Genomic DNA, 25,822 nt, shown 5'->3' with positions numbered 1-25,822 from the left:
GTCCTCAGACCGGGAATTTGATCGGAGTTGCGTACACGTCCTGGTCGAGTTCGCCCGCCGACGGCGATTCCGTGCTCATCACCGTCTGCAGTGCGGATTCCACCGTCGCCAACGCCTCGTCGTCGATGCGCGCGAGTTCGTCTTCGCCGCAGATGCCGCCGTCGCCGAGTTGCCGGCGGAAGCGCGGTACCGGGTCGGCGGCCATCGCCGCTTCGAGTTGTTCCTTGGGGATGTAGGGCATCCGGTCGCCGAAATAGTGGCCACGGAAGCGGAAGGTTACACACTCGATGAAGGTGGGGCCGGCGCCGTCGCGCGCGCGTTGCAGAGCCTGGTCTAGCGCGGCTTTCACCACCAACGGGTCGTTGCCGTCGACACGAACGCCCGGCATGCCGTATCCGGCGGCGCGGTCGGCCACGTGCTCGAGCTTCATGGTGTCGCTGGTCGGTGTCATCTCGGCGTACAAGTTGTTCTGACAGACGAACACCATCGGCAGATCCCAGAGCGCGGCCATATTGGCCGCCTCATGGAAGGAACCGGTGTTGGTGGCGCCGTCGCCGAAGCTGACCACGGTGACCCGATCGAGCTTCTTTCGCTTGGCGGCCATCGCCAGCCCAACGGCCACCGGCGGTCCGGCGCCGACGATGCCCGTTGAAAGCATCACGCCCACTTCAGGTTTGGCGATGTGCATGGTGCCACCTTTGCCGCGGCTGGCGCCGACAGTGCGCCCCATCATCTCGCCGTAGATCTCCTCGAGCGGGACGCCCTTGCCGATGAGATCGTGCAGCCCGCGGTAGGTGGTCACCAGCTGGTCATCGGGTCGCAGCGCGACACCCATCGCGGCGGCGATCGCCTCTTGGCCGCGCGACGGCCAATACACGCACATGAATTCGCCGGTGCCGATGCCCTTGGACAGCCGGTCGTCGGCCGCCTTCATCAGCACCATGAGCGCGTAGAGACGCCGCTGTGTGTCGGGGGATTCAGTGTCGGTCATCGCGTAGTTCCGTTGTGGTGCAGTCTGGTTGATGCCACTGCTGTCACGCGCCCGACCATGGCTTCACCTTGAGGAAGCCACCGCCGTCGACGCGCAATTGCTGCCCCGTGATGTAGCGGGCGGCATCGGAGGCGAGAAACAGCACCGCTTCGCTGATGTCCTCGGGCTCGACGTAGGGGATCGGCATCGCCTGGACGAACGGGAAGATCGGTTCGGCGTCCTCGCGGGTCGGCTCCTTCAGGTCGGGCCGGAACGCTCGATACATCGGCGGACTGTGCAACATGTCGGTGTTGACGTTCGTCGGGTGTACCGCGTTCATCCGGATGGAAAATTGGGCCAGCGCCCGGGCGAAGTCGTTAACATAGTGTGCTGCAGCGAGTTTGGCGAAGGCGTATCCGGCTCCGCCCGGCCCGCCGTCGATGCCGGTGGTGTTCATCGACGACATGAACGCGGCGTTGGATCCGATCACGATGATCGACGCGCCGGCTTGCAGATGCTTGAGGCTTGCATGTACAAGGTTGAGCACTCCGATCAGGTCCACGTCCACGGCGTCAGCGAACGCCTTCGGCGGCAGGCCCGCGGTGAGCGGGCAGATGCCCGCGTTGGCGACCACGATGTCGAGGTGACCGAGTTCGGCGACGCCCTGGTCGATCGCGGCGGACAGGGCCACCCGGTCGCGCACGTCGGCTATGGCGGTGAAGGCGCGTTGCCCTTCCTTCTCGACCAACCGCGCCGTCTCATCCAGATCCTCCGGCCTGGCCAGTGGGTACTCATTGGTGTCGATGTCCTCGCATAGATCCACCGCAATGATGTCGGCACCCTCCGCGGCCAGCATCCGGGCGTGCGACCGCCCCTGACCCCGCGCGGCGCCGCTGATCACGGCCACCTTGCCCGTTACCCTGCCCATCGCTCGCCCTTCGTCCCGGTACCCATCGCCGTGCCGATGACGTTCGGATGAATCGGCCGACTGCCGCAAGCCCTAGTGCGCCACACGTTTACCGCAGCGGGGATTCGGGATCTGACCAACGATCGGCTCCATCGCATCTCGTCCACGAAAACCTGCGCGTGGCTGTAGCCGGGCTATCAATATCCCCTAGGGTAACTAGAATATCTAAAATAGCAAGGACAGGCCCGACCGAGGGGATTGGCGATGTCAGGCGTGCTAAGCGGTGTGCGGATCGTCGAATTGGCGTCATGGACATACGTGCCATCGGCCGGAGCAGCCCTGGCGGACTGGGGCGCGGACGTCATCAAAGTGGAGGGTGTCGCGTTCGGTGACCCCGGGCGAGCCCTGGTCGTCGGCGGGTTCACCCGCGAAGCGGCCCGCCCGGACGCCGACTTCATCCTCGAGTTGGGCAACCGCGGCAAGCGCAGCATCGCGATCGACATCAAATCCGAAACGGGCCGCGAGTTGTTCGGCCGCCTGTTGGCGACTGCGGACGTCTTCCTGACCAACTGGCTGCCCGGCGCATTAGAGCGGGCGCGACTGACCGTCGACGACATCCGCGCGTTCAATCCCAAGATCATCATTGCGCGCGGCACCGGCCTGGGAGTCCGCGGCCCGGATCGCGATCGCGGCGGCTTCGATGCCGCCACCTACCTGGCCCGGGGCGGCGTTGCCTACACGCTCACGCCTTTCGGGACCGATACACCCGCGGTCCAGGGTCCCGGTTTCGGCGACCTGCAGGGTGGGGCCACGTTGGCCGGCGGCGTGTGTGCGGCGTTGTTCCACCGGGAACGCACCGGTGAGCCGACGATCGTCGATTCCTCGCTACTGGCGCAAGCGATGTGGTCCATCGCACCGTCGATTTCGGCCGCAGATTTCTTCGACATCGACGGCATTCCGGGCGCACCACCAGGGTTGGCCATCAATCCGCTGGTGAACCGATACAAGACCAAAGACGGCAGGTGGATTCAGCTGGTCTTCTTACAGCCCGACAAATTCTGGGTCGGTTTCTGTGAGCGGATGGGGCTTTCGGAATTGGCCACCGACGAGCGATTCGTACCCTCGAGCAACCTGATCGCGAACGCGGCCGCGGCGACCGAGATCGTGGCGAACGCGTTTGCCAGCCATGACCTCGCGCACTGGCAGAAGGTGCTCGAAAGCGAACCCGGTGTGTGGGGCGCGCTGGCAACGCCGCGCGAGACCCTCAATGATCCGCAGGTCGAACCCAACGGCTACGTGGTGACGAACATTGACGATCACGGTGAGAAATACCGAATCGTCGCTGCGCCGGTCCAGTTCAACGAAACCCCGCCGCTTCCCGCGCGCGCCCCGGAACATGGACAGCACACCGAGGAAATCTTGCTCGAACTCGGCGTTGAGTGGGATGACATCGCGAAGGCGAAGGACCTCAAAGCGGTGCTTTGACGATGGGCCACGTTGACAAACGGCCCTAATTCGAAGGACCAAAGTCATTGTGTGCCAACAATCTGATGACTTCGGCCACCGCCACCCGTAGGTTTGCGCCTGGAGCACACCAATGACTGCATTCATGCGCAACAGCGACGCCTTCACCTGGGCGATGGAAAGTGATCCACGGCTGCGATCAACCGTGGTGAGCGTCGTACTGTTGGATCGGTCCCCGGACTGGGGCGAGGTCCGGGAGCGATTCGACCTGATCAGCCGAAAAATGCCGATGTTTCGACAGCGGGTGGTGGCGTCGCCGCCGCCTGCTCCGCCCCGGTGGGAGCCTGTCCGGGACTTCGACCTCGACTACCACATCCGGCGAACTGCCGCTCCCGGGGCTGGGACACTCGATGACGTTCTCGAGATGGCCCGATTGGCCGAGATGCAGGACTTCGACCGGGCCCGCGCGCTGTGGGAGACAACGCTGATTGACGGCCTTGAGAACGGTGGCGCGGCAATGATCTGCAAGTTCCACCATGCCCTCACGGATGGAATCGGCGGCATCCAGATCGCGATGACCCTGTTCAACCTTTCGGCAGAACTATCGGAGCATGAACCCCTGCCGCCCGAGCCGAAGGTATCGAAGCCATCGCCCCTCAGCGGATACCGCGACACCTGGCGCTATGACACCGGCTTGCTCGGCGGCGTCTTGACCGGCGCGGTCAAGTGGGCGCCGCGGCTGATGTACGACGGTGTTCGGCGGCCGGTTGCGACGATCCGATCGGCAGCGGCCACCGCGGCGTCCGTCTACCGGACGGTTCGGCCGATAGCGCGGACGGGGTCTCCATTGGTAACGGACCGCGGCATGATCCGCCGTCTCGGGGTTTACGACGTTCCGATGCCGCTGCTACGGGAAGCCGCGCACCGATGCGGAGGGGCGCTGAACGACGCGTTTGTCGCCGGCGTGGCCGGTGGGTTACGTCTGTACCACGAGAAGCACGGCGTTGCGGTTGGCGACCTACACCTGACGATGCCAATCAGCCTACGAACGAAGGCCGACGGGATCGGAGGAAACCGCATCACGCTGATGCGCTTCGACGTGCCGGTGGGCGAGGCGGACCCAGCAGCACGGATCAAGGCAATACACCAGCGCACCGGGGCGGTACGTGATGAAAGATCGCTGCCCTACACGCAGGTGATTGCCGGCGCGTTGAACCTGATGCCGCGGTGGTACATCGGTTCGGTACTGCGCCACGTCGATTTCCTGGCCAGCGACGTGCCGGGTGTCCCGGTGCCGGTTTTTCTGGGCGGCGCGGCGGTACGCGCGCAATACGCGTTCGGTCCGACGATCGGCGCGTCAGTCAACGTCACACTGCTGACCTACGTCGACACCTGCGCCCTGGGCATCAACGTCGATACCGCAGCGATACCCGACTACGACGTCTTTTATGACGCCATCGTCGCCGGATTTGATGAATTACTAGTCCTAGCAGGCTAATTCGCGCTTGATTGCCGGCATCCATCGGGTCGATCGGCCGGGTTGGGCGGGTCGTGCAGTGGCAGCTAGTCGGTCGCGAAACGGTTACAGCTGCATACCGAAGTGAACCACTGTCTGGCGCAATGGCCCCGATCCACAAATCATGGCACAGTGCGCCTTTGAGAATCACGGTGGCGAGTTATCAGTTCTCGCAGGGATTCTTGTTCGCTATGTCGGGTAGCGAATTTTCGTTGGGGCGCAACAGGAGGTATGCGCAGCATGGCGAACTGGGTTCCCACACAGACTTCGTGTGGCCCGAACTCCAGCCGCATTCTGGACACCGCGCGGGGGATCATCATTGGACTTCGCCGGTGCCGTTCGGAGACGGCTTTCGACGAATTGCACAACGCGGCAGTGCGCCACCGGGTTCCGGTATTCGCGATGGCATGGGCGCTCGTGCACCTCGCAGGCGAAGGCGAGAAGACATCCAGCTTCATTGAGGCGCAGTCGGCTGCGCGCCACGAGTGGGGACAGCTGTTCACCGGAGCGGCAGCTCTGAGCTGTTGACGGGTAACCAAGAACTTGGCGCGGCCGGGGTCCCTGGGGGGTACCACGGCCGTGCCAACCATTGCCAACGGCCCGCCGATCTAAAGCCGTTGGAGCACAACATTTTTCCGCTCGAACTCCGGTGGCCGGGACGGTCGCGAGGCCTCAGGCACCGTTGGAAGAAAATCGAGCCCGCGACAATCGTGCGCCGCGGCCGGCCCTAGCGGCGGTCCGTCAGCGGATCTTCACCGCTCCTTCACTCCCTGTCAACGAGTCCACGCCGGTGAATCGGCCGCCGTGCGCAATGCTGCGATGATGCGCTGCTCCTTTTCCAGGAAGCGTTCGGTGGGCGCCGGCACGGAGATGGCAACGATGTTGTCGCCGACGGTCCGTCGCGCGATAGCGGCCGCCGAAATCCCCGGGGTGTGTTCGCCGCGGTCGAAAGCAATTCCGGTGCGCCGGATCTCGGCGGTTTCGCGGCGCAACCGCTCGGCGACGCCGGAATTGAACCGGGAGATCACCGCCTCCGCCTCGGCGTCGGCGAGAGTCGCCAGCGCCGCCTTGCCGTTGGCGGTCACCTCCAGCGGGAACCGGATACCGACGGCAGAGACCGCTCGAAGCCGGTGCGACGATTCGATCTGGTCGACAAACCACATCCGCTGTCCACGCAACACGGACAAATCGACTGTTTCACCGTCGGTTGCACCCGCAACCCGTTCGATCGTCGGCCGGAACAGCGCCGAGACATGCGCTCCGGCCGCACTGCCCAAACCCAGCAAGCGCTCACCCAGCGAGAAATGGCCTTGCGAATCAACCTTGGCCAATCCGACTTCCACCAGGCCGACCAGCAGCCGGCGCGCCGTGGATTTGGCCAGCCCAAGTCGCTCACCGAGGTCGACCAGGCGGAGCTGTCCGGGCTCGGCGGCGATCTCATCCAATGCGGCGGCGGCGCGGCGCAGCACCTGGATGCCTTCGTCGCGATTCGTTGGCGGAGTGGGTTCCGTGGGCGGCACTATTCCACTATAGTGTTCCGCATTCCGAACTACCAAGAACCGTATTCTGGATCAAAGGAGCTCATGATGAGTTCGCTACCTGCAGGGCGGCACTTTTTTCGCAGCGACGAGGGATACGAAGCCGCCCGCAGCGGAACTGTTTGGCATGCGCGAGTTCCCGAGCGTTACCCCGAGCTGATCGTTGCGGCCGTCGACGCCGACGACATCGCCGCGGGCCTGCGCTACGCCAAGGCCAACGGCCACAAGGTCAGCATCGTCTCGGGTGGACACAGCTTTGCGGCAAGCCATCTTCGCGATGGCGCGGTGCTGCTCGACGTCAGCCGCCTCAATCACGTCACGATCGACGCCGAGAAGAGCCTCGCCGTGGTCGGTCCCGGCAAGGGCGGCAGCCTGCTCATGGCCGACTTGCAAGAGCAGGGCCTGTTTTTTCCAGGCGGCCACTGCAAAGGCGTCTGTCTCGGCGGGTATCTGCTGCAGGGTGGATACGGCTGGAACAGCCGGATCTACGGTCCGGCTTGCGAGAGTGTCATCGGTGTCGACGTCGTTACCGCCGACGGCGAGCAGATCCACTGCGACGAAGACAATCATGCCGACCTGTACTGGGCCGCGCGCGGCGCCGGCCCCGGTTTTTTTGGTGTCGTGACGTCGTATCACCTCAAGCTGTACCGGCGTCCCGCAGTCTGTGGTACCAGCGCCTATCTCTATCCGTTCGAGTTGGCCGACGAGGTTTATGCGTGGGCTCGCAGCATCGGCGCCGAAGTTGACCCTCGGGTCGAGCTACAAGCCGTCGCCTCACGGGGTGAACCCACTATGGGAATAGACAGTCCCGTGATCTCTTTTGCGTCACCGGCGTTCGCCGATTCCCAGGAGGAAGCCGAAAAGGCGCTCGCCATATTCGGGACCTGCCCGGTCGCTGACAAGGCGCTCGTCAAAGTCCCTTATATGCCAACCGATTTGCCCACCTGGTATGACGTCGCGATGACCCACTACCTGTCCGACCATTACTACGCGGTGGACAACATGTGGACGTCGGCGTCGGCCGAAGACCTGCTCCCGGGCATCCGGAACATCCTCGAGACCATGCCTCCCCATCCTGCGCACTTCCTCTGGCTGAACTGGGGGCCGGTCCCACCCCGCCAGGACATGGCCTACAGCATCGAAGATGACATCTACCTGGCGCTCTACGGCTCGTGGAAGGACCCCGCCGACGAAACGAAATACGCCGGCTGGGCGCAGTCCCACATGGCCGCGATGTCGCATCTGGCCACCGGCATTCAGCTCGCCGACGAAAACCTCGGCCAGCGACCGGCACGGTTCGCCAGCGATGAGGCCATGGCCCGCCTGGATAAAATCCGAGCCGACTACGACCCGGATGGCCTGTTCAACGCCTGGATGGGGCGACTCTGATGGCCGGCGACCTCTACCTCGGCTACCGCAACGACGACGCGAACACGCCGTTCGGCAAGTTCTTCAATCCCGAAATGGCCCCGCTACCAACACATGTCGTCGAGGCGCTACAGCATGGCCCGCAAGGCGGGATGGCCTTGGTGGCGTTCGACGAGGCCGCGACCGTCGCCGACGCGGGATACCAGCAGACCGAGAACGGCTATGGAGTTCTCGACGACGGGAGCTATCACGTGTCGGTCCGCACGGACATGCCAGGCGTCACGCCGGGGATGTGGTCCTGGTGGTTCGGCTGGCATGGCAGTGACACCCGCCGCTACAAGTTGTGGCACCCGCGGGCGCATCTGTCCGCCGCGTGGAAGGACGGCGACGACGCCGGCCGCCAAGGCGCCCAGCGTTACATCGGCCGCTGGTCGTTGATCAGCGAGTACATCGGCTCGACCATCCTCAATGGCGCAATCCAATTCGTCGATCCGGCGGAGATGGGCTGTCCACCCGACGGCGCGGATGCGGTTTCGATTTGTGCGCGGCTGGGCGCCAGTGACGCCCCGGTGGACGTCGGGTGGTTCATCCACCACGTGCGGTCGACCCCGAGCGGATCCGAAATGCGGTCCCGATTTTGGATGGGCGGGCCTCATATCGCCGTGCGCAACGCTCCCGGTATAGCCTCAAAAGCACTGCGCCCCATAGCATCGCACATCCTCGGTAGCCCCGAGAACAACGCCCGCAATCTGCTTGTGCACTGTGCGCAGGAGATGAATCACCTGGCCGGCTTCCTTCCCGAGCTTTACGCCGCTTTCGGCGACGAGTAGCCGCATTTCAGCCCGAGTGGGTGAACGCGGGCGCAACAAAGCGCTGCACCAGCTCGCGTTCGGCTTTGTCATCGCCGACGGGCCAGTACATCAACGACAGCACAATGCGCACCACCCAGTGCGCGGCCTGCGAGTCACCGTCGGTGAGTCCGGTGAGCTCCGAGGCGAAGTCGGCCAATAGCGGCGATCCCGTGAGCCACCCCATGTCGTCCGCCCGGACCGGGTTGAAGACGAGCTGATACAGCGGATCGGCCCGAATCAGCTGCAGCGCCACGGTGATCGCGGTGACGACCCGCTCGGGACCGCTCATGGTCTCGACGGCGTGGCGCACCGTTTCGATGATGCGCGACGCGGCGCGGGTGATGACCGCGTCGCGGATTTGGGCCTTCCCGCCGGCGTAGCGGTAAATGGTGGCGCGCGAACAATGAACACGTTTGGCCAACGCGTCGATATCGAAGCCCTCCAACCCCCCGCGCGTGAACATCTCGGTGGCGGCCGCATAGATGCGCTCCGCGGCAGCTTCGCGTCGATCGCCGACTAACCAGTCGTCACGCGGCATCGGTCACCAACCCTTTCGGCCGAGAAGCAGAACCACATATACCTCAAGCCTGAGACAATATTAGCCTTCCATCTCACCATCGTCGCTGGTCCGGGATTCACGCTGAGACGGCCGGACCCCGTACCACCGAGTGGTCGTTTTCAACTTTCCGCACGGCTGTTGACGTGGGGATATCCGGGTTCGCACGCTGAAGTGGTGACAGCCATAGCCCACGCCGGTACGTTCTTCGGTGCCGAAGCTCTGCAAGATCCCTACCCGCTCTACGAGCGCATGCGTGCGGCCGGCCCAGTTCACCGGATCGGTGACTCCGACTTCTACGCCGTATGCGACTGGGATGCTGTCAATGACGTCATCGGGCGGCCCGAGGACTTTTCGTCGAACCTCACCGCCACGATGACCTACACCGCCGAGGGCGCCGTCAAGGCGTTCGAGATGGAGCCACTCGGCGGTTCGACCCATGTGCTGGCCACCGCCGACGACCCTGCCCATGCCGTGCACCGGAAACTGTTGGTACGCCAACTGGCGGCCAGGCGGATTCGCGTGATCGAGCAATTCGCCGCCGACACCGCGGAGCGGCTGTGGAACGAGGCGCTGCGCGATGGGCACATCGAATGGATGGATAACATGGCCAATCGCCTGCCAATGATGGTGGTGGCGGAACTGATCGGGGTGCCCGACACCGACACCGCGCAACTGATGAAATGGGGATACGCGGCAACCCAGATGGTCGAAGGACTGGTCAGCGAAGAGCAGCTCACCGCCGCGGGTATCGCGGTGATGGAACTCAGCGCCTATATCAACGAGCAATTCGATCTCGCCGCGGCCGATCCCCAGGACAATCTGCTGGGCGAGCTTGCCGTTGCCTGCGCCTCGGGCGAGGTGGACACCGTCGCCGCCCAGGTGATGATGGTGATCTTGTTCGCCGCCGGGGGAGAGTCGACGGCGTCGTTGCTGGGCAGCGCGGCTTGGATACTGGCGAACCGTCCCGACATCCAACGGCAGGTGCGGGAAAACCCTGCGCTGCTAACGGCATTCATCGAGGAGACGTTGCGCTACGAGCCACCATTCCGTGGCCATTACCGACACGTGCGAAACGACACCACCCTGGCCGGCGTCGAGCTGCCGGCCGACTCGCATCTGCTGCTGTTGTGGGGGGCGGCCAACCGCGATCCGGTCCATTTCGAGAAACCCGGCGAGTTTCTGCTTGACCGCGCTGAGGTCAAGGGGCACCTCAGTTTTGGAAAGGGTGCGCACTTCTGTGTTGGCGCGGCGCTGGCGCGCCTGGAAGCCACCGTCGTATTGCGCCTGCTGCTCGAACGGACCTCGACGATCGAGCAAGCCGACGTCGGGCGTTGGATGCCCAGCCTGCTGGTGCGCCGTCTCGAACGACTCGAGCTAGCCGTGGGATAACCCGCAGCTATTTCCCGGGTGGAAGTTGGCGCGGGCCTTCGGGGGAACGCAGCTCACGCCGCCCGTCGCGCTCCGTCAATTCGCGCGTACGGCCGCTGTCCGCCGTCCCGAGCTCCAGGCCGTCCGCATCTTTGGCGGAAAGCCGCAACGAGGAGCTCTCGCGGCGCCTGCCTAGCTGCCGGGCCGGATCAGCGTGGGTCTCGTGGTGTGCGCGCGGCGAGGGAATGCGTCCGGGGTGCGTCTCACCGGGGGTGGACGCACGCGGCGGCCGCTCGCCGGGGTCTGAGGTCTCGGAGTCCAGCGTCACCTTGCGAGTGCGCTTGAGCGAGAACGTGATCTCCTCGACTTCTTCGAACACCTGACGCGCGGTACGCAGCGGCGCGGTGGTGTTGTCGATCGCCCGCGCGACGAAGGGCGGCACCAGCGGGCGAATCCAGCGGGCCGCTGCCCGAGTTGCGTCTTCAAGCGACGGGATGAGCGGCGTGCCGCGCTCGCCCGGCGCTTCAACCTCACCGGCCGGCTCGACCTGTGCCGGCAGGTTCTCCACCTCCGGCGTCGCCTCGGCATGGGAATCCGTTGCGCCGGAGGGTAATTCGGCGATCGCCCGGCTGACCGCCTCCGCTTCGGCGGCGATCGGCAGGTAAATGTCTTCCTCCACCTGCTCGAAGGTTCGCTGAGATGATGCGGGCCGCGGCCCCTCGATGACCTCCGCGACTCGACGACGCTGCTGCTCGCGGTCGATTTCGACCTGCGCCTCGATGGCCAGACGAGCCTGGGTGAGTTGGTGCTCGGCCCATAACATTTCGGCCTCGCGACGAATTTCAGCCCGCTTGATCGCTACCGCGGTGTCCGCATCGAGCTCGGCGCGTTCACGGTCCGCGCGCGCCGTCGCGTGGCGATCGTGGGTGGTCTCGCCGCGCCACATCCGCAGGATCAGGGGCAGTAAGTAGACCAACACGAAAAATGCGATGGTCAACAGCCGCAACATCAATGCCCCGACGCCGGCGAAGGTGAGGTCGTTCATGGCCATCCAGCGCGCGCCGAGCCCGCCCGGACCCGCATCGGCGAGCAGGCGTTGCCGCGCCTCGGTGACGGCGTGCTCTTGGTGGGCAATCGTGGCGTCCAATCCGGGCGCCTGGCGGTCGCGAGCCGCCAAGGCGTTGTCGAGCTCACGCTGTGCGTCGGCGAGCTGCTCATTCGCCGTACGGGTTTCGGGCCCGGCACCGGGAATGCCGGTGATACGAGTCTGCGGGCACGCCGGGCTGGGGTGGTATTCACAGCGTGCGACGACTAAGGCGTTGTCCTGGTTGCTGCGGGCCTGTGCAACGGCGTTATCCAGCCCGCTCCGCGAATCGCGCGTCTGTTGCAGCGTCGACGAGGCCTGCACGACGGCCGGCGCCGAATCGGCGGTACGCAGCGCCTGGTCGTCGAGACGGTGATCTATCGAGTGCGAAAACACGACGAGCGCGGCGAGTTCGCCGACGACAACGCCGACTGCCGCAGCAACAATCGCGCGTCCCACGATGCCCGCCCAGCCACGGTGGGGGCCGCTCGCGATGCCGCGAGTCACCGCCCCAACCAGCAGACCGAACACGAGGGTCAGCGCGACGATCGCCAATAGCGACCAGCGTGTCGACGCGTTCACGGCCAACGAAGCCACAAGCCAGGCCAGCACAGCCCCGAGCAGCACTACCGCGCCCGCCACGGCATGGGTGGACCGCTCGTGTCGTTCACCTAGTTCGCGCCAGTGTCCGCCGCCAAGCCAGGTGAGAACCCCCTCGACCCGGGAGACGGCTGAGCGAGGCTCAATCAATTCGTGGGCGCCCATCAGACTCCAACACCTCCCGTCGTCAAGCTTCCCAGGCCAGCGGCCGACACACCGAACCGAAGCGCCGACGTGTGGTGTTGTTCACAACCCGTTCGAATGGGTATCGGGCCGTCACGGCCGCCCGGTCTGCGCAGGTGGTATCCGACGCGAAATTCCTGCGACGCGGACAGATCAGCGAAGGTTCCGGCAAGTGGCGTGAGACGGTATAAGCCTATGCAAAACCACGACTATGTCACCTACGAAGAGTTCGGACGCAGATTCTTCGAGGTCGCCGTCACCCCCGAGCGTGTCGCCGCGGCTTTCGCCGATATTGCCGGCAGCGAGTTCGCCATGGAGCCGATTGCTCAGGGACCCGGCGGGATTGCCAAGGTCAGCGCAAACGTCAAGATCCAAGAGCCCCGCGTCACACGACGTTTGGGTGACAGCATCACCTTCGTCATTCACATTCCTTTATCCATCGATCTGCTCCTGGATTTACGGCTCGACAAGCAGCGGTTTGTGGTTTCCGGAGACATTGCATTGCGCGCGACCGCACGTGCCGCCGAGCCGCTGGTGTTGATTGTCGACGTCGCGAAGCCGCGGCCCTCCGATATCACCGTCAATGTGTCATCGAAATCGTTCCGCGGCGAGATATTGCGCATTCTGGCCGGCGTCGACGGCGAGATTCGCCGATTCGTCGCCCAGTACGTCGCCGACGAGATCGATGCACCCCACTCTCAAGCGGCGCAAATCATCGATGTCGAAGAGAAGTTGAACGAGGCCTGGCCCTAACCGGTGACACGGTTTCCGAGTACCTTAGCCGATTATGCCGAGCCGGAATCCATTGAGCCACAAGGTCTTATGCCTCCACGACTCTGAACCCCGATCGACTTTTCCTCTCAGCGCAGGCCTGAAGCTCGACGCGCCGATCGGCAGGGAGCCTGCGCCGCTCCGATGTCAATAAGTCGTTTACCCGATCTGGCTACCCGCCGCTGGCTGCTCGCGTTGCGAGCAAACCAAATCCACTGCCGAAGAATTGGCACCGCTTCCGGTAGTAGTGGGTTACTCTACGGCCGTGCGATACCCGTTTCAGACTGATAGATCGACTATGTAGGAGGCTCACATGACCCATCGGTGGTTGGTCGCGGCAATGCTCGTCGCCGGATTGGCGATATCGGGCTGTTCGTCCGGTAGCAAACCGGCGAATTCGCCCGGATCTACCACAAAGAGTTCCTCTTCCGCGTCTGCCACCACGGGGTCGCCGTCGAGCGAAACCACCGAGGCGGCACCATCTACCACGCTGGATATCAGTCAATGCGTTGACGTCACCGGCGCGAACGCAGATCTGCTGACCGCGTCTGACAAAGATGCCACCCGCAAAGCCGCCGACACTCTCGAGAAGTACAACCCGCCGGCGAAGGTCAAGGAAGCGATCGAACACTTCGTCACCACGGGCGGTGCCCACTTTGATGACCCGGACTACACGAAATACAACAAACTCGTCAGCGACTGGGTGAAAGGCGTCTGCCCGACGTAACCGTCGGCACCAGTCCATCACTGGCAAATTGTGTCCGGGGCCCGTAGCGGCCCCGGACGCTTGTCAGCGGCCGCGTTGACCGAGTTCCTGGCCCAACAGCCCGAGTAAGAGCCCGGGTTTCGGGTCAGCGGCCGCGGGTACGCAACCCAGCGGCTAGGACTCAATTCACGGCGCGCAGACGCGGTCGCCGCAGGTCCCAAAAGGAGTGACAAAGGTTGGCACACGTGGATGTTTCGACGTCGTCGGACCTGGACCCGGGCGCCGCCTGGAAACTTGCTTCCGATCTGGGTCGATTCGACGAATGGATGACGATTTTCGGCGGTTGGCGCGGCGATCTGCCGTCGACGATCGAGAAGGGCACCCAAATCTCGTCGTGCATCAAGGTGAAGGGATTCCGCAACGTCGTTCACTGGACAGTGACCCGCTACGACGAACCCAAATCGATTGAGCTGCAAGGCCGCGGTCGCGGCGGAATTCGGATCACCGTGGCAATGGCAGTGACCGACACGCAGTCGGGGTCGACATTTGATCTCACCGCCAACCTCAGTGGGGGCGTACTCAGTGGGCCGGTCGGCATGGTTGTGGCCAGGGTGCTCCGGTCTGATGTGCGCAAGTCGGTGGAGAACCTCGCCGCCATGCAATAGCCGCCGGGATTACCCCGTCGGATGGCTGAGGAACCAGTCCCGCTCGGCCTGGCGGATCCGCCTGCGGTCCATGGCAAGCCAATCCAGGCCGGCACCGAGGGCCATCAATCCGATGATCGCGGCACTAATGCCCGCGCCTACCTCGCCGAGCGCGAAATTGGTGACACACACCACCAGCGCGAGCACAGCAGCCCCGACCACGATAAGTCCGGGTGTTCGCACGGCGTCCCGCGGCGGTCCATCCGCGCACCGCCGGGAGGCTCGGTCATGGTCGACTGGGTCGCGGCTGTCGTGCCTCATCAGCACCTCCATTGCGGTTCTGTCCATTCGACGGCATCGGGCTGAGCCTTCTGGGTGGCTACCCGAAACGCCGACTGGCCAAACGATTTTGACGCGGAGGCGCGATTCCAGCGGGATCGGATCAGTCCCGATCCGGTGGCAGCAACCGGCGTACCGGGCGCGTTTCGATCGCATTGACCGTCAACACTCGGCGACTGATCCGCCATCCGGCGTCCGTCGACTCGTACTCGTCGTCATAGCGCAGATGCCAAGCCACGTCGAGTACCTGCTCGGCGCCCTGGGTCCAGTGATGTGCGACGCACGCGATCCGGCCTCGCGCCGTGCCGGGCCGCGGGCCCTCGTCGTACACCTCACCGACGATCGCGTGCTCGGTACGCGCCACGGCGGCAACCGCTGCAACCGCGGTCGCGATGGCCTGCTGACCGTGATGCGAATGAATCGGCTTCAGTGTGGCCGGCGGCTCAGGGACCATCAGCTCGGCTTCCGCCGTGAAAAGCGCCGCCACAGAATCGAATTGACGGTCGTCGACTCCGGCCGCATATCGGTGGACCAGATCGCTCAACGCGGCTCGGTCGTTCGGCGATGGAGTCATGGCAGCGAAAGTCGTTGCGCGCCGGGGTCGCCGGCGACACCGTCGGCAACCGGGGCAGAAACGGAGAACTTCATGGCACCTGAAGCTAACAGGCGATCGGCTAGATAGTTGGAGGCGCGAGCGCAGTGCGGACAGCCTCCGCGAGCGCGGCGGCCCGACGATCGGTGAACACGTCTTCGAGCATCACCGGCCGGCCGTCGGGGCCGGTCAGCGGAACCCGCCAGTTCGGATATTCGTCGGTGGTGCCGGGTTGATTCTGGGTTCGCCGGTCACCGACCGCGTCGGTCAGCGCCACTCCCAACAACCTGGACGGCGTTCGGCCCAGGTAGCGGTACAGGGCGAGAACAATCTGTTCGGGGTCGGCGTCGTGTTCGCCCAGCAGCCCAACCCGGCGCAGCTCGGCCATCCAGGCCGCCAACTCGGCCCGGTCGGACTCGAGCTCTTCGGACGCGGGCCGGGTCAGCAATCCCAGGGACTCGCGCAGCCGGACGTGTTCACCGGCCAGGTAACCGGCGGTCGGCGGCAGATCGTGGGTGGTGACCGACGACAGGCAGTACTCGCGCCAGCGCTCGGCGGGCAGCGGACCGCCACTTCCGTCCCGGTCCAGTTCGAACCACAGAATCGAGGTGCCCAAAAGCCCGCGTAGTAGGAGGTAGTCGCGGACCCACGGTTCGACGGTGCCGAGGTCCTCGCCGACAACCAGCGCACCCGCGCGGTGCGCCTCCAGTGCGACGATGCCGATCATCGCTTCGTGGTCGTAGCGCACGTAGGTGCCTTCGGTGGGCGGTGCGCCCTGCGGAATCCACCACAGCCGGAACAGCCCGATGATGTGGTCGATGCGAACACCGCCGGCATGCCGCAGCACCGCCCTTATCAGCGCACGGAACGGCCGATACTCCTGCTCGTCCAGCCGGTCCGGCCGCCAGGGCGGCTGCGACCAGTCTTGGCCGAGCTGATTGAACTCGTCGGGCGGCGCGCCCGCGGTGACGCCCAGCGCCAGCACATCCTGCAGGGCCCAGGCGTCGGCCCCGTTCGGATGCACGCCGACCGCCAGGTCATGCATGATGCCCAGCGACATGCCGGCCCGCACCGCCTGTGACTGCGTCGCCGCGAGTTGCTCGTCGAGTTGCCATTGCAGCCAGCGGTGGAAATCGACCGTGTCCGCGTGCTTTTCGGCGAACCGGGCCACGCCGATAGCGGTGGGGTGCTGCAGGAAACTCGGCCAGCAATGCCAGTCGCCACCGTATTTTTCGGCCAGCGCGCACCAGATCGCGAAGTCGTCGAGTGCGCTGCCTTCACGCTCACGGAAAGCCGCATAGGCCAGCTCCCGGCCCGCCGACCGCGGCGCCCGGTAAACCAGCTTCAGGGCGTCCCGCTTGGCCGTCCACGCGCTGTCGCGGTCGATGGCGTCGACCCGACCGGCGTGCTGTTGGACGTCGTCCCGCAACCGGCGCAGCCGGCCCCGCTTGGTCAGGTCGGCGTACTCGGGGATGGATTCGACGCGAAGATAAAGCGGGTTGAAGAAGCGGCGCGACGTCGGAAGATACGGCGACGGCTCCATCGGAATCGTGGGTGTGGCCGCGTGCAGCGGGTTGACGAGCAGGTAATCAGCGCCATGCCGGGAGGCCGACCACACCGCCAGGTCGGTCAGGTCGGTGAGGTCGCCGACGCCCCACGACTGCTCGGACCGCACGCTGTACAGCTGAGCGGCCAAGCCCCACGCCCGGCGCGCGCCGAGCTGCTCCGGCAGCCCGAGCCAGTCGGGCGTCACGATGAGCGCGGCACTCGTTTCGGCGCCCCCAGAGCGCAGATGCAGACGGTGGTAGCCCAACGGCAGGTCAGCCGGCAAGACAAAGGTGGCCTCGCCGACCCAGCGCCCGTCCAGATTGAACGGGGGCGTGAAGTTGTCGACTTGTTGCACGCCACCGTGCACGGTGCCGTCTTCGAGCCGCAACAACACTTCGGCGGGATCACCGTGGGTGACGTGCACCCAGAACCGCGTCGGGGTACCGGTGCGCGCGACGATGGTGGAGGGTAATCGACGTGCCCAATACGTGCGCAATTGATGGGTCAGCGCCTCGTTCCGGTCTTGCTCGGTGTCGGCCGCGACACCGAGCGCCGCGAGCACAGCCACCAGCGTGTTCTCCGATACCCGCACCTGGCGGCGCATCCAGTCCTCGTACCACGTGGCAATGCCGAATCTGCCGGCAAGTTCGACCAACGAAGGCGCGAGCTCAGTCATGCCGCCCATCTTGCTGCCAAAAGCCGTCCGGCACGACGCGGCCGGGGATAGGACCGCCGCGGCTTTTGCTGGCGGGCGATGACGCAGCAGGTCAGCGAAGTCGCCGGGGCAGCACCGCTCGACAGGACGGGCGGGCCGTCCGTCGCTACGATCCTCTTGGAGAGATGAATTATCCGGCCGGGGGATCCAGTGGGAAACTTGGAAACTGCCAGCTCAGTGCTGCTTGCCAGCGCTGAGCCGGTCGTTGCTGTCGCTGCGCACTCGGCTGGACGGATGGACGTAACAAGGCGTGATAGTAAACGCCACATTGCGCTACGTGGCGAGGTCATTGCCGGTGGCTTACGGTTATCGATGTGATTCGCGCGCTGGACGATGTCCAGGCGTTCTAGCAGACCGGATGGTGAATTAGTGGCGGAAGAGAGTCGCGGGCAGCGCGGCTCGGGGTACGGCCTCGGGCTATCGACGCGCACGCAGGTGACGGGTTATCAATTCCTTGCTCGCCGAACCTCGATGGCGCTGACCCGCTGGCGGGTCCGCATGGAGGTCGAGCCGGGACGCCGCCAGACCTTGGCCATTGTGGCGTCCGTGTCTGCGGCCGTGGTGATCTGCCTGGGTGCGCTGCTGTACTCATTCATCAGCCCGGCCGGCCAGGTAGGGGATTCGTCGATCATCGCCGACCGCGACTCAGGCGCGTTGTACGTCCGCGTGGGCGACAAGTTGTACCCGGCGCTGAACCTGGCCTCTGCGCGGTTGATCACGGGGCGCCCGGACAACCCTCACCTGGTTCGGTCCAGCCAGATCGCCAACGTGCCGCGTGGCCCGATGGTGGGTATTCCGGGGGCGCCGTCAAACTTCGGGACGAAGACGCCATCCTCGTCGTCGTGGCTGATCTGCGACACGGTGGCCGGTTCGACCGGGGTCGGTTCACCGTCCGGCGTAACCGTCACGGTGATCGACGGCACGCCCGACCTCAGCAGCCGCCGCCGGGTACTGAACGGCTCGGACGCCGTCGTCCTGAGCTACAGCGGGGACACCTGGGTCATCCGGGAAGGGCGCCGGTCACGTATCGACGCGGCGAACCGCTCGGTGTTGTTGCCGCTCGGGCTGACGCCAGAACAGATCAGCATGGCAAAACCGATGAGCCGCGCCTTGTTTGACGCGTTGCCGGTCGGGCCCGAACTGACGGTGCCAGAGGTGCAGAATGCGGGCAGCGCCGCGACCTTCCCCGGCGCCCCCGGCCCGGTGGGGACGATCCTCGTCACCCCACAAATCAGTGGGCCACAGCAGTATTCGCTGGTGCTGGCCGACGGTGTGCAGACACTGCCGCCACTGGTCGCGCAGATCATGCAGAACGCCGGTGGTGCGAACAACAGCAAGCCGGTGACCGTCGAGCCGTCCGCGTTGGCCAAGATGCCGGTGGTCAACAAGCTGGATCTGTCGTCGTATCCCGACAACCCGTTGAACGTCATGGACCTTCGAGAGAACCCGGCGACCTGCTGGTGGTGGGAGAAGACCAGCGGCGAAAACCGGGCCCGCATTCAGGTGGTGTCCGGGCCGACCATCCCGGTCGGGCAGTCCGAGACGAAAAAGGTTGTGTCACTGGTGAAGTCGGATACGACCGGCCGCACCGCCGACCAGGTTTACTTCGGTCCTAGCTTCGCCAATTTCGTGGCCGTGACCGGCAACGATCCCGGTGCCAAGACAACCGAATCGCTATGGTGGGTGACGGATGCGGGCGCCCGATTCGGCGTGGACGACACCCGTGACGTGCGTGAGGCGTTGGGTTTGCAGACCACACCGGGCCTGGCGCCCTGGGTGGCGCTCCGACTCCTTCCGCAGGGTCCGACGCTTTCGCGGGCTGATGCGCTGGTGGAGCACGACACCCTCCCGATGGATATGTCCCCTGCAGAGTTGGTGGTACCGAAGTGAAACGTGGATTCGCCCGGCCGACAGCCGAGAAGCCGCCGGTCATCAAGCCGGAGAACATCGTCCTACCGACGCCGTTGAGCATCCCGCCACCGGAAGGCAAGCCCTGGTGGATGGTCGTGGTCGGCGTCCTGGTGGTCGGCCTGCTGATCGGTATGGTCGCCATGACCTTCGCCAGCGGCTCGCACGTCTTCGGCGGTGCCGGTTCGATTTTCCCGATCTTCATGATCGGCGGCGTCGCGATGATGATGTTCGGCGGCCGATTCGGCGGCCAGCAGCAGATGAGCCGCCCGAAGCTCGACTCGATGCGCGCCCAGTTCATGCTGATGCTGGACATGCTGCGCGAGACCGCCCACGAGTCGGCCGACAGCATGGACGCCAACTACCGGTGGTTCCACCCGGCTCCCGACACGCTGAGTGCTGCCGTGGGATCGCCCCGGATGTGGGAGCGCAAGCCCGACGGTAAAGACCTCAATTTCGGTGTCGTCCGGGTCGGTGTCGGTATGACACGTCCCGAGGTGACCTGGGGTGAGCCCCAGAACATGCCGACCGACATCGAGCTGGAGCCGGTGACCGGTAAGGCGCTTCAGGAATTCGGTCGCTATCAGAGCGTCGTCTACAACCTGCCGAAGATGGTTTCCCTGCTCGTGGAACCTTGGTATGCGCTGATCGGCGAGCGCCCGCAGGTACTGGCACTGATGCGAGCGATCGTCTGTCAGCTGGCGTTCTCCCATGGCCCCGACCACGTGCAGATGGTTGTGGTCAGTTCGGACTTGGAAGAATGGGATTGGGTCAAGTGGCTGCCGCACTTCGGTGATTCCCGGCGCCAGGACGCGGCGGGTAACGCGCGGATGGTCTATGGCTCGGTGCGTGAGTTCGCCGCGGAGCAAGCCGAATTATTCGCCGGCCGTGGGTCGTTCACGCCTCGCCACGCCAGTTCGTCTGCACAGACGCCGACGCCGCACACCGTGATCATCGCCGATGTCGTTGATCCACAATGGGAGTACGTGATCAGCTCCGAAGGTGTCGACGGTGTGACGTTCTTCGACCTGACCGGTTCTTCGATGTGGACATCGGTCCCGGAGCGGACGTTGCGGTTCGATGACAAAGGCGTGATCGAGGCACTGCCTCGTGACCGCGACACCTGGATGGTGATCGACGACAAGCCGTGGTTCTTCGCACTCACCGACCAGATCAGCGCCGCCGAGGCCGAAGAGTTCGGGCAGAAGCTGGCGCACTGGCGCCTCGCGGAGGCCTACGAGGAGATCGGCCAGCGGGTCACCCACATCGGCGCGCGAGACATCTTGGCCTACTACGGAGTTGACGATCCTGCCGAGATCGACTTCGACGCGCTGTGGGCTGCCCGCACCGACACGATGGGCCGCTCGCGGTTGCGGATACCGTTCGGCAATCGCTCCGATAACGGCGAGCTGCTGTTCTTGGACATGAAGTCGCTGGACGAAGGCGGCGACGGCCCGCACGGAGTCATGTCCGGAACAACCGGTTCCGGTAAGTCGACGTTGGTGCGCACCGTGATCGAGTCGCTGATGCTCGCCCACCCACCCGAGGAGCTGCAGTTCGTCTTGGCCGACCTCAAGGGTGGGTCAGCGGTCAAGCCCTTCAACGGGGTGCCACACGTCTCGCGGATCATCACCGACCTCGAAGAAGACCAGGCGTTGATGGAGCGCTTCCTGGACGCGCTGTGGGGCGAAATCGCCCGCCGCAAGGCGGTATGCGACAACGCTGGTGTCGACGACGCCAAGGAATACAACTCCGTGCGGCTCAGGATGCGCGCCCGCGGCCAGGACATGCCGCCGCTGCCGATGCTCGTGGTGGTCATCGACGAGTTTTACGAATGGTTCCGCATCATGCCGACCGCGGTCGACGTGCTCGACTCGATCGGGCGTCAGGGCCGCGCCTACTGGATCCACCTGATGATGGCCTCGCAAACCATCGAGAGCCGTGCCGAAAAGCTCATGGAGAACATGGGTTACCGCTTGGTGCTGAAGGCGCGTACCGCGGGGGCGGCGCAGGCCGCAGGTGTGCCCAATGCCGTGAACCTGCCCGCCCAAGCCGGTCTAGGTTATTTCCGCAGGAGCCTCGAGGACATCGTCCGGTTCCAGGCCGAGTTCCTGTGGCGCGACTACTACTCCCGCGGGATCACCATCGACGGCGAAGATGCGCCGGTGCTGGTGCACAGCATCGACTACATTCGCCCGCAGTTGTTCACGAACTCGTTCACCCCGCTCGAGGTCAGCGTTGGTGGCCCGGACATCGAGCCGCCACCCATCCTCGGCAACGGCGAGATGGCCGAGGCCGAGGAAGACGACGAAGGCATCAGGACGCCGAAAGTCGGCACCGAGATCATCAACCAGCTGCGCAAGATCGATTTCGAGCCCTACCGCTTGTGGCAGCCGCCGCTGACACAGCCCGTCGCCATCGACGAATTGGTCAACCGATTCCTCGGCCACCCGTGGAACCAGGAGTACGGCACCGCGCGGGATCTGGTGTTCCCGATCGGGATCATCGACCGGCCGTTCAAGCACGATCAGCCGCCGTGGACAGTCGACACCTCCGGGCCGGGCGCCAACGTCCTGATTCTGGGCGCCGGCGGTGCGGGCAAGACCACGGCATTGCAGACGCTGATCTGCTCGGCCGCGCTGACCCACACGCCGGAGCAGATCCAGTTCTACTGCCTGGCTTACAGCGGCACCGCGTTGACCACGATCGCGCGTCTTCCGCACGTGGGTGAGGTAGCCGGTCCGACAGATCCTTACGGCGTCCGCCGGACGGTGGCCGAATTGCTGGCGCTGGTGCGCGACCGCAAGCGCAGCTTCCTCGAATATGGAATCGCATCGATGGATGTGTTCCGGCGCCGCAAGTTCGGCGGCGAGGCGGGACCGGTGCCCAACGACGGTTTCGGCGATGTCTACCTGGTGATCGACAACTACCGGGCGCTGGCCGAGGAAAACGAGGTGCTGATCGAGCAGGTGAATCAGATCATCAACCAGGGCCCCTCGTTCGGTGTCCACGTTGTGGTCACTGCCGATCGCGAATCGGAGCTGCGGCCGCCGGTGCGGAGCGGGTTCGGGTCCCGGATCGAATTGCGCCTGGCCGCGGTGGAAGATGCCAAGCTGGTGCGGTCCCGGTTCGCCAAGGACGTCCCGGTCAAACCGGGGCGCGGCATGGTCGCCGTCAACTACGTCCGACTCGACAGCGACCCGCAGGCGGGTCTGCACACGTTGGTGGCCCGGCCGGCACTGGCCAACACTCCGGACAAGATCTTCGAGTCCGACAGTGTGGTTGCGGCCGTCAGCCGGCTCGCCAGCGGCCAGGCGCCTCCGGTCCGCCGTCTGCCGGCACGCTTCGGTGTGGAGCAGGTCCGCGAGCTGGCTGCCCGGGACCACCGCCAAGGTGTTGGCGTAGGCGGAATCGCTTGGGCCATCTCGGAATTGGACTTGGCGCCGGTCTACCTCAACTTCGCCGAGAATGCGCACTTGATGGTGACGGGCCGACGCGAATGCGGGCGTACCACGACGCTGGCCACGATCATGTCCGAAATCGGCCGGCTGTATGCGCCCGGATCTAGCACCGCACCGCCACCGCCGGCGGGGCAGCCCTCGGCGCAGGTCTGGCTGGTCGACCCGCGCCGCCAGCTGCTAACCGTCCTGGGCACCGAGTATGTGGAGAAGTTCGCCTACAACCTCGACGGCGTGCAGGCGCTGGTGGGTGAGCTGGCCGCGGTTCTGGCCACTCGCCAGCCTCCGCCCGGGCTTTCCGCCCAGGAGTTGCTGTCGCGGTCGTGGTGGAGCGGTCCGGAGATCTTCCTGATCGTCGACGACGTCCAGCAGCTGCCACCCGGCTTCGATTCGCCGCTGCACCAGATCGCCCCTTGGGTGACCCGGGCCGCGGACGTCGGCTTGCATGTCCTGGTCACCCGCACGTTCGGTGGTTGGTCGTCGGCGGGCAGCGACCCGATCCTGCGGGCACTGCACCAGGCGAACACCCCATTGCTGGTGATGGACGCCGACCCCGACGAGGGCTTCATCCGCGGCAAGATGAAGGGCGGCCCGCTGCCCCGCGGTCGAGGCCTGCTGATGGCCGAGGACACCGGTGTGTTCGTGCAGGTGGCGGCGACAGAAGTCAACAAGTAAGACAGCAGCCGCTGGGTTGGGATTTTCGCGGATCGGCCGCGGCTAATCCCAACTCAGCGGCAATGCTCTGAGTGCGAATGTCTTTGACGGAAACAGGATTTCGGGCTTGAAGTCGGGCGGCACTTCGAAGTCTGGGATCTGCTTGAGCCATTCCATGACGATCACTGTCAGCTCTATTCGCGCCAGATGAGAACCCAGGCAACGGTGCGGGCCACCACCGAATCCCCAGTGCCGGTGCACCTTGCCGTCCATCACCAATTCGTCGGTCGAGACCGAGTCGGTGCCATCGCGATTGATCGCCGCCATGCACAAACGCACCGGAGTTCCTGGAGGCAGCGTCATGCCGCCAATTTCGACGTACTCCGTGGTCACCCGGGGAGCCACCGGCGCCGACGGTTCCAGTCGGACGATCTCTTCGATGAAAACCCTGGCCTGCCTGGGGTTGTCGCGAAGTATTGCGCGTAGCTGCGGTCTACGCGCCAATTCGAAGAGGGAGAACCCGATCGCCGCAGTCACGGTGTCCAACCCGGCCAGGATTAACAGGTGGCTCATGCCCAGCAGTTCGAGATCCGTAAAGTCGCCCTCGCCGGTCATCACTTTCGACAACATGTCGGAGCCCGGGCTTTGCCGACGCTGTTGGATTGCGGCGTTGAGGTATTCGTAGAGCGCCTGCGCCTTCTCGAGGTCGGACTGGTCGAAATGGGGGCCTTCGGCGTTGAGTGCGTTCTTCCAGTCGATCAAACGGTCGCGATCCTCTAGCGGCAGACCATAAAGGTCGAGGAACACCTGAAATGGGTACAAGTTGGCGAAATCCGCTACCGCGTCGCACTGCCCGCGAGCGGCAAGCTCAGCGATCATCTCAGCGGCATGGCGTTCGAGCACCGGCCGGGACTTGCTCAGCGCGTGCGGGCTGAAGTATGGCTGCAGGATCTTGCGATAGCGGGTGTGTTCCGGCGGATCGAACGCCAGCGGTACCACGGGCAGCGGGTAGCCGGGGGGCTGAAGAGCCAGTCGCGACGAGAACACCTTGGTATTGCGCAGCGCAGCCAGCACGTCCTCGCGCCGTGTCAGGTAGTAGGCGCCGTTCATGAACACGACCGGGCCGGCGTCTCGGAGCACCTTCCATCCGACACCGCGGTCGGCGGCCATCGGCATGGTCGAATACTCCAGCCGCGGTAGGTAGAAGTCGCCTGGCTTATACTCGCCAGAGATGCTCATGCGCTCTAACTCCGCTTGTCGTCTGACATTTCGTTCCTAGTCTCCGACTCAGGCAGGCCCGCTTGGAACTGTGCCGTCACCGAATTTTTTTCGGGCACACCAATATCGCATGTGTTTCGCACACGCTCCAATCCGGCTGCCGGACCGTCGAACTGACTGACCGCGATCGTCGAACAATCTTCTAGAATTTAGCCGCCGACCGATTTACCCATCGATTGGTCACGTCCGATCCGGCGCGATTCCGCGAAGGCGCCGGGGGAGGGAACCTTGTGAGGGTTCGTCTCGAGAAGTCGAAATGCGTGGGCCACGCTCAGTGCTACGCCGTCGATCCAGAGCTGTTCCCCATCGACGAGTCGGGCTATTCGGTCCTCGAAGACCACGAAGTGCGACCCGAGGAGGCGGAGTCGACTCGCGACGGTGTGGCCTCCTGCCCGGAGATGGCGCTCATCCTCGAAGAGGACTGACGTCGCCGGCGGCGACCGAGCCGAGGCCGAAGCCGACGCCGATAAGCGAATCAGAGATGAACAACCGGGCGTCGTAAATGAACGACAGTTGGCCGGGAATGAACAATGGTTGGCCTGGTGTGAATTGTTGGCATCACCGGTCGGCGTCGCGGGTACAAGCCATTAATGTTCTCCCCGAGCGGCAGTTCAGCCCAAGTGAGCTGTCGCTCGGTTGCTGACAGCGGGGGTAATCAAGGCAGGATGGGTATGTCGTTCCTGACCAGCTATCCGGGAAACATGGTGGTAGAACACCAGATCGGGGATGGCGGACGGGCGCGTCAGGTCCTCCCGGATTGCCCACGCACTGGGTTTGCTGACCGATGGACGCTCGGCTTCC

21 protein-coding genes are annotated in these 25,822 nt (G+C 64.8%); 12 read left to right on the top strand and 9 right to left on the bottom strand.

The genetic code is table 11. From position 1 onward, the window contains the following. Positions 1-4 precede the first annotated feature (4 nt). A complete protein-coding gene (locus tag ACZY0B_RS20330; RefSeq protein WP_463766011.1) occupies positions 5-991 on the bottom strand; it encodes a thiamine pyrophosphate-dependent dehydrogenase E1 component subunit alpha in 987 nt (328 codons plus the stop codon). Between the two features lie 43 nt (positions 992-1,034). After that, positions 1,035-1,898 carry a mycofactocin-coupled SDR family oxidoreductase gene (locus ACZY0B_RS20325; protein ID WP_463766010.1) on the bottom strand — a complete coding sequence of 288 codons (864 nt, stop codon included), beginning with the start codon at positions 1,896-1,898 and terminating at the stop codon, positions 1,035-1,037. Between the two features lie 243 nt (positions 1,899-2,141). Between ACZY0B_RS20325 and ACZY0B_RS20320 the strand changes: the two genes are divergently transcribed. From ACZY0B_RS20320 to ACZY0B_RS20310, 3 genes are all read left to right on the top strand, one after another. Beyond that, complete coding sequence (locus ACZY0B_RS20320) at positions 2,142-3,362, top strand: CaiB/BaiF CoA transferase family protein (protein WP_463766009.1); 1,221 nt, start codon at positions 2,142-2,144, stop codon at positions 3,360-3,362. 112 nt (positions 3,363-3,474) lie between these two features. Further along, positions 3,475-4,839, top strand: coding sequence for a wax ester/triacylglycerol synthase domain-containing protein (locus tag ACZY0B_RS20315; RefSeq protein ID WP_463766008.1), 1,365 nt, complete (start codon positions 3,475-3,477; stop codon positions 4,837-4,839). 258 nt (positions 4,840-5,097) lie between these two features. Further along, a complete protein-coding gene (locus ACZY0B_RS20310) occupies positions 5,098-5,385 on the top strand; it encodes an ANTAR domain-containing protein (RefSeq protein WP_463766007.1) in 288 nt (95 codons plus the stop codon). Positions 5,386-5,630: 245 nt separating this feature from the next. Here the strand turns inward: ACZY0B_RS20310 and ACZY0B_RS20305 are convergent, their stop codons facing one another. Continuing rightward, positions 5,631-6,377 carry an IclR family transcriptional regulator gene (locus tag ACZY0B_RS20305; RefSeq protein WP_463766006.1) on the bottom strand — a complete coding sequence of 249 codons (747 nt, stop codon included), beginning with the start codon at positions 6,375-6,377 and terminating at the stop codon, positions 5,631-5,633. A 66-nt stretch (positions 6,378-6,443) separates the two neighbouring features. On the opposite strand from ACZY0B_RS20305, the gene ACZY0B_RS20300 reads away from it, so the two are divergent. Both ACZY0B_RS20300 and ACZY0B_RS20295 read left to right on the top strand, forming a co-directional pair. Next, positions 6,444-7,784, top strand: coding sequence for an FAD-binding oxidoreductase (locus ACZY0B_RS20300; RefSeq protein WP_463766005.1), 1,341 nt, complete (start codon positions 6,444-6,446; stop codon positions 7,782-7,784). Continuing rightward, positions 7,784-8,593 carry a DAPG hydrolase family protein gene (locus ACZY0B_RS20295; protein ID WP_463766004.1) on the top strand — a complete coding sequence of 270 codons (810 nt, stop codon included), beginning with the start codon at positions 7,784-7,786 and terminating at the stop codon, positions 8,591-8,593. Before ACZY0B_RS20300 ends, ACZY0B_RS20295 begins: the two co-directional genes overlap by 1 nt. Positions 8,594-8,600: 7 nt before the next feature. On the opposite strand, the gene ACZY0B_RS20290 is transcribed toward ACZY0B_RS20295, so the two are convergent. After that, on the bottom strand, positions 8,601-9,152 hold the full coding sequence (locus ACZY0B_RS20290) for a TetR/AcrR family transcriptional regulator (protein WP_463766003.1): 552 nt from the start codon (positions 9,150-9,152) through the stop codon (positions 8,601-8,603). A gap of 195 nt (positions 9,153-9,347) precedes the next feature. Between ACZY0B_RS20290 and ACZY0B_RS20285 the strand changes: the two genes are divergently transcribed. Continuing rightward, positions 9,348-10,562 carry a cytochrome P450 gene (locus ACZY0B_RS20285; protein ID WP_463766002.1) on the top strand — a complete coding sequence of 405 codons (1,215 nt, stop codon included), beginning with the start codon at positions 9,348-9,350 and terminating at the stop codon, positions 10,560-10,562. 7 nt (positions 10,563-10,569) lie between these two features. Here ACZY0B_RS20285 and ACZY0B_RS20280 read toward each other — a convergent pair whose 3' ends face one another. Continuing rightward, positions 10,570-12,390 (bottom strand): DUF4407 domain-containing protein, encoded by a 1,821-nt coding sequence (locus ACZY0B_RS20280; protein WP_463766001.1) that lies wholly within the window; start codon positions 12,388-12,390, stop codon positions 10,570-10,572. A 213-nt stretch (positions 12,391-12,603) separates the two neighbouring features. On the opposite strand from ACZY0B_RS20280, the gene ACZY0B_RS20275 reads away from it, so the two are divergent. The 3 genes from ACZY0B_RS20275 (at position 12,604) to ACZY0B_RS20265 (ending at position 14,550) form a co-directional block, all read left to right on the top strand. Continuing rightward, positions 12,604-13,161 carry a hypothetical protein gene (locus ACZY0B_RS20275; RefSeq protein ID WP_463766000.1) on the top strand — a complete coding sequence of 186 codons (558 nt, stop codon included), beginning with the start codon at positions 12,604-12,606 and terminating at the stop codon, positions 13,159-13,161. Positions 13,162-13,492: 331 nt separating this feature from the next. Then, positions 13,493-13,906, top strand: a complete 414-nt coding sequence (locus ACZY0B_RS20270; RefSeq protein WP_463765999.1) for a hypothetical protein — start codon at positions 13,493-13,495, stop codon at positions 13,904-13,906. 215 nt (positions 13,907-14,121) lie between these two features. Then, positions 14,122-14,550, top strand: coding sequence for a type II toxin-antitoxin system Rv0910 family toxin (locus ACZY0B_RS20265; protein ID WP_463765998.1), 429 nt, complete (start codon positions 14,122-14,124; stop codon positions 14,548-14,550). A 9-nt stretch (positions 14,551-14,559) separates the two neighbouring features. Here ACZY0B_RS20265 and ACZY0B_RS20260 read toward each other — a convergent pair whose 3' ends face one another. From ACZY0B_RS20260 to malQ, 3 genes are all read right to left on the bottom strand, one after another. Next, complete coding sequence (locus ACZY0B_RS20260; RefSeq protein ID WP_463765997.1) at positions 14,560-14,850, bottom strand: LapA family protein; 291 nt, start codon at positions 14,848-14,850, stop codon at positions 14,560-14,562. 121 nt (positions 14,851-14,971) lie between these two features. Continuing rightward, on the bottom strand, positions 14,972-15,442 hold the full coding sequence (locus ACZY0B_RS20255; RefSeq protein ID WP_463765996.1) for a nuclear transport factor 2 family protein: 471 nt from the start codon (positions 15,440-15,442) through the stop codon (positions 14,972-14,974). A gap of 100 nt (positions 15,443-15,542) precedes the next feature. Continuing rightward, positions 15,543-17,684: a 4-alpha-glucanotransferase gene (gene malQ, locus ACZY0B_RS20250; RefSeq protein WP_463765995.1), complete on the bottom strand. Its 2,142-nt coding sequence runs from the start codon at positions 17,682-17,684 to the stop codon at positions 15,543-15,545. 408 nt (positions 17,685-18,092) lie between these two features. Between malQ and eccB the strand changes: the two genes are divergently transcribed. Both eccB and eccCa read left to right on the top strand, forming a co-directional pair. Next, entirely contained in the window at positions 18,093-19,613 is a 1,521-nt protein-coding gene (gene eccB, locus ACZY0B_RS20245; protein WP_463765994.1) for a type VII secretion protein EccB, read from the top strand. Then, positions 19,610-23,764 (top strand): type VII secretion protein EccCa, encoded by a 4,155-nt coding sequence (gene eccCa / locus ACZY0B_RS20240; protein ID WP_463765993.1) that lies wholly within the window; start codon positions 19,610-19,612, stop codon positions 23,762-23,764. The genes eccB and eccCa overlap by 4 nt, the downstream gene beginning before the upstream one ends. Before the next feature lie 42 nt (positions 23,765-23,806). Here eccCa and ACZY0B_RS20235 read toward each other — a convergent pair whose 3' ends face one another. Beyond that, positions 23,807-24,982, bottom strand: a complete 1,176-nt coding sequence (locus ACZY0B_RS20235) for a cytochrome P450 (RefSeq protein WP_463765992.1) — start codon at positions 24,980-24,982, stop codon at positions 23,807-23,809. A 269-nt stretch (positions 24,983-25,251) separates the two neighbouring features. On the opposite strand from ACZY0B_RS20235, the gene ACZY0B_RS20230 reads away from it, so the two are divergent. Beyond that, positions 25,252-25,446 carry a ferredoxin gene (locus tag ACZY0B_RS20230; RefSeq protein WP_463765991.1) on the top strand — a complete coding sequence of 65 codons (195 nt, stop codon included), beginning with the start codon at positions 25,252-25,254 and terminating at the stop codon, positions 25,444-25,446. Positions 25,447-25,822 lie beyond the last annotated feature (376 nt).

It is taken from the genome of Mycobacterium sp. IDUB_19, from assembly GCF_055419445.1.
The sequence above is the reverse complement of the archived record's forward strand: the minus strand, read 5'-3'. Positions and strand labels throughout refer to the sequence as shown.

What these genes read in the sequence shown, in the direction of transcription:
- ACZY0B_RS20330 (WP_463766011.1), bottom strand. Translation starts at nt 991, where the DNA reads ATGACCGACACTGAATCCCCCGACACACAGCGGCGTCTCTACGCGCTC.
- ACZY0B_RS20325 (WP_463766010.1), bottom strand. Translation starts at nt 1,898, where the DNA reads ATGGGCAGGGTAACGGGCAAGGTGGCCGTGATCAGCGGCGCCGCGCGG.
- ACZY0B_RS20320 (WP_463766009.1), top strand. Translation starts at nt 2,142, where the DNA reads ATGTCAGGCGTGCTAAGCGGTGTGCGGATCGTCGAATTGGCGTCATGG.
- ACZY0B_RS20315 (WP_463766008.1), top strand. Translation starts at nt 3,475, where the DNA reads ATGACTGCATTCATGCGCAACAGCGACGCCTTCACCTGGGCGATGGAA.
- ACZY0B_RS20310 (WP_463766007.1), top strand. Translation starts at nt 5,098, where the DNA reads ATGGCGAACTGGGTTCCCACACAGACTTCGTGTGGCCCGAACTCCAGC.
- ACZY0B_RS20300 (WP_463766005.1), top strand. Translation starts at nt 6,444, where the DNA reads ATGAGTTCGCTACCTGCAGGGCGGCACTTTTTTCGCAGCGACGAGGGA.
- ACZY0B_RS20295 (WP_463766004.1), top strand. Translation starts at nt 7,784, where the DNA reads ATGGCCGGCGACCTCTACCTCGGCTACCGCAACGACGACGCGAACACG.
- ACZY0B_RS20290 (WP_463766003.1), bottom strand. Translation starts at nt 9,152, where the DNA reads ATGCCGCGTGACGACTGGTTAGTCGGCGATCGACGCGAAGCTGCCGCG.
- ACZY0B_RS20280 (WP_463766001.1), bottom strand. Translation starts at nt 12,390, where the DNA reads ATGGGCGCCCACGAATTGATTGAGCCTCGCTCAGCCGTCTCCCGGGTC.
- ACZY0B_RS20275 (WP_463766000.1), top strand. Translation starts at nt 12,604, where the DNA reads ATGCAAAACCACGACTATGTCACCTACGAAGAGTTCGGACGCAGATTC.
- ACZY0B_RS20270 (WP_463765999.1), top strand. Translation starts at nt 13,493, where the DNA reads ATGACCCATCGGTGGTTGGTCGCGGCAATGCTCGTCGCCGGATTGGCG.
- ACZY0B_RS20260 (WP_463765997.1), bottom strand. Translation starts at nt 14,850, where the DNA reads ATGAGGCACGACAGCCGCGACCCAGTCGACCATGACCGAGCCTCCCGG.
- ACZY0B_RS20255 (WP_463765996.1), bottom strand. Translation starts at nt 15,442, where the DNA reads ATGACTCCATCGCCGAACGACCGAGCCGCGTTGAGCGATCTGGTCCAC.
- malQ (WP_463765995.1), bottom strand. Translation starts at nt 17,684, where the DNA reads ATGACTGAGCTCGCGCCTTCGTTGGTCGAACTTGCCGGCAGATTCGGC.
- ACZY0B_RS20235 (WP_463765992.1), bottom strand. Translation starts at nt 24,982, where the DNA reads ATGAGCATCTCTGGCGAGTATAAGCCAGGCGACTTCTACCTACCGCGG.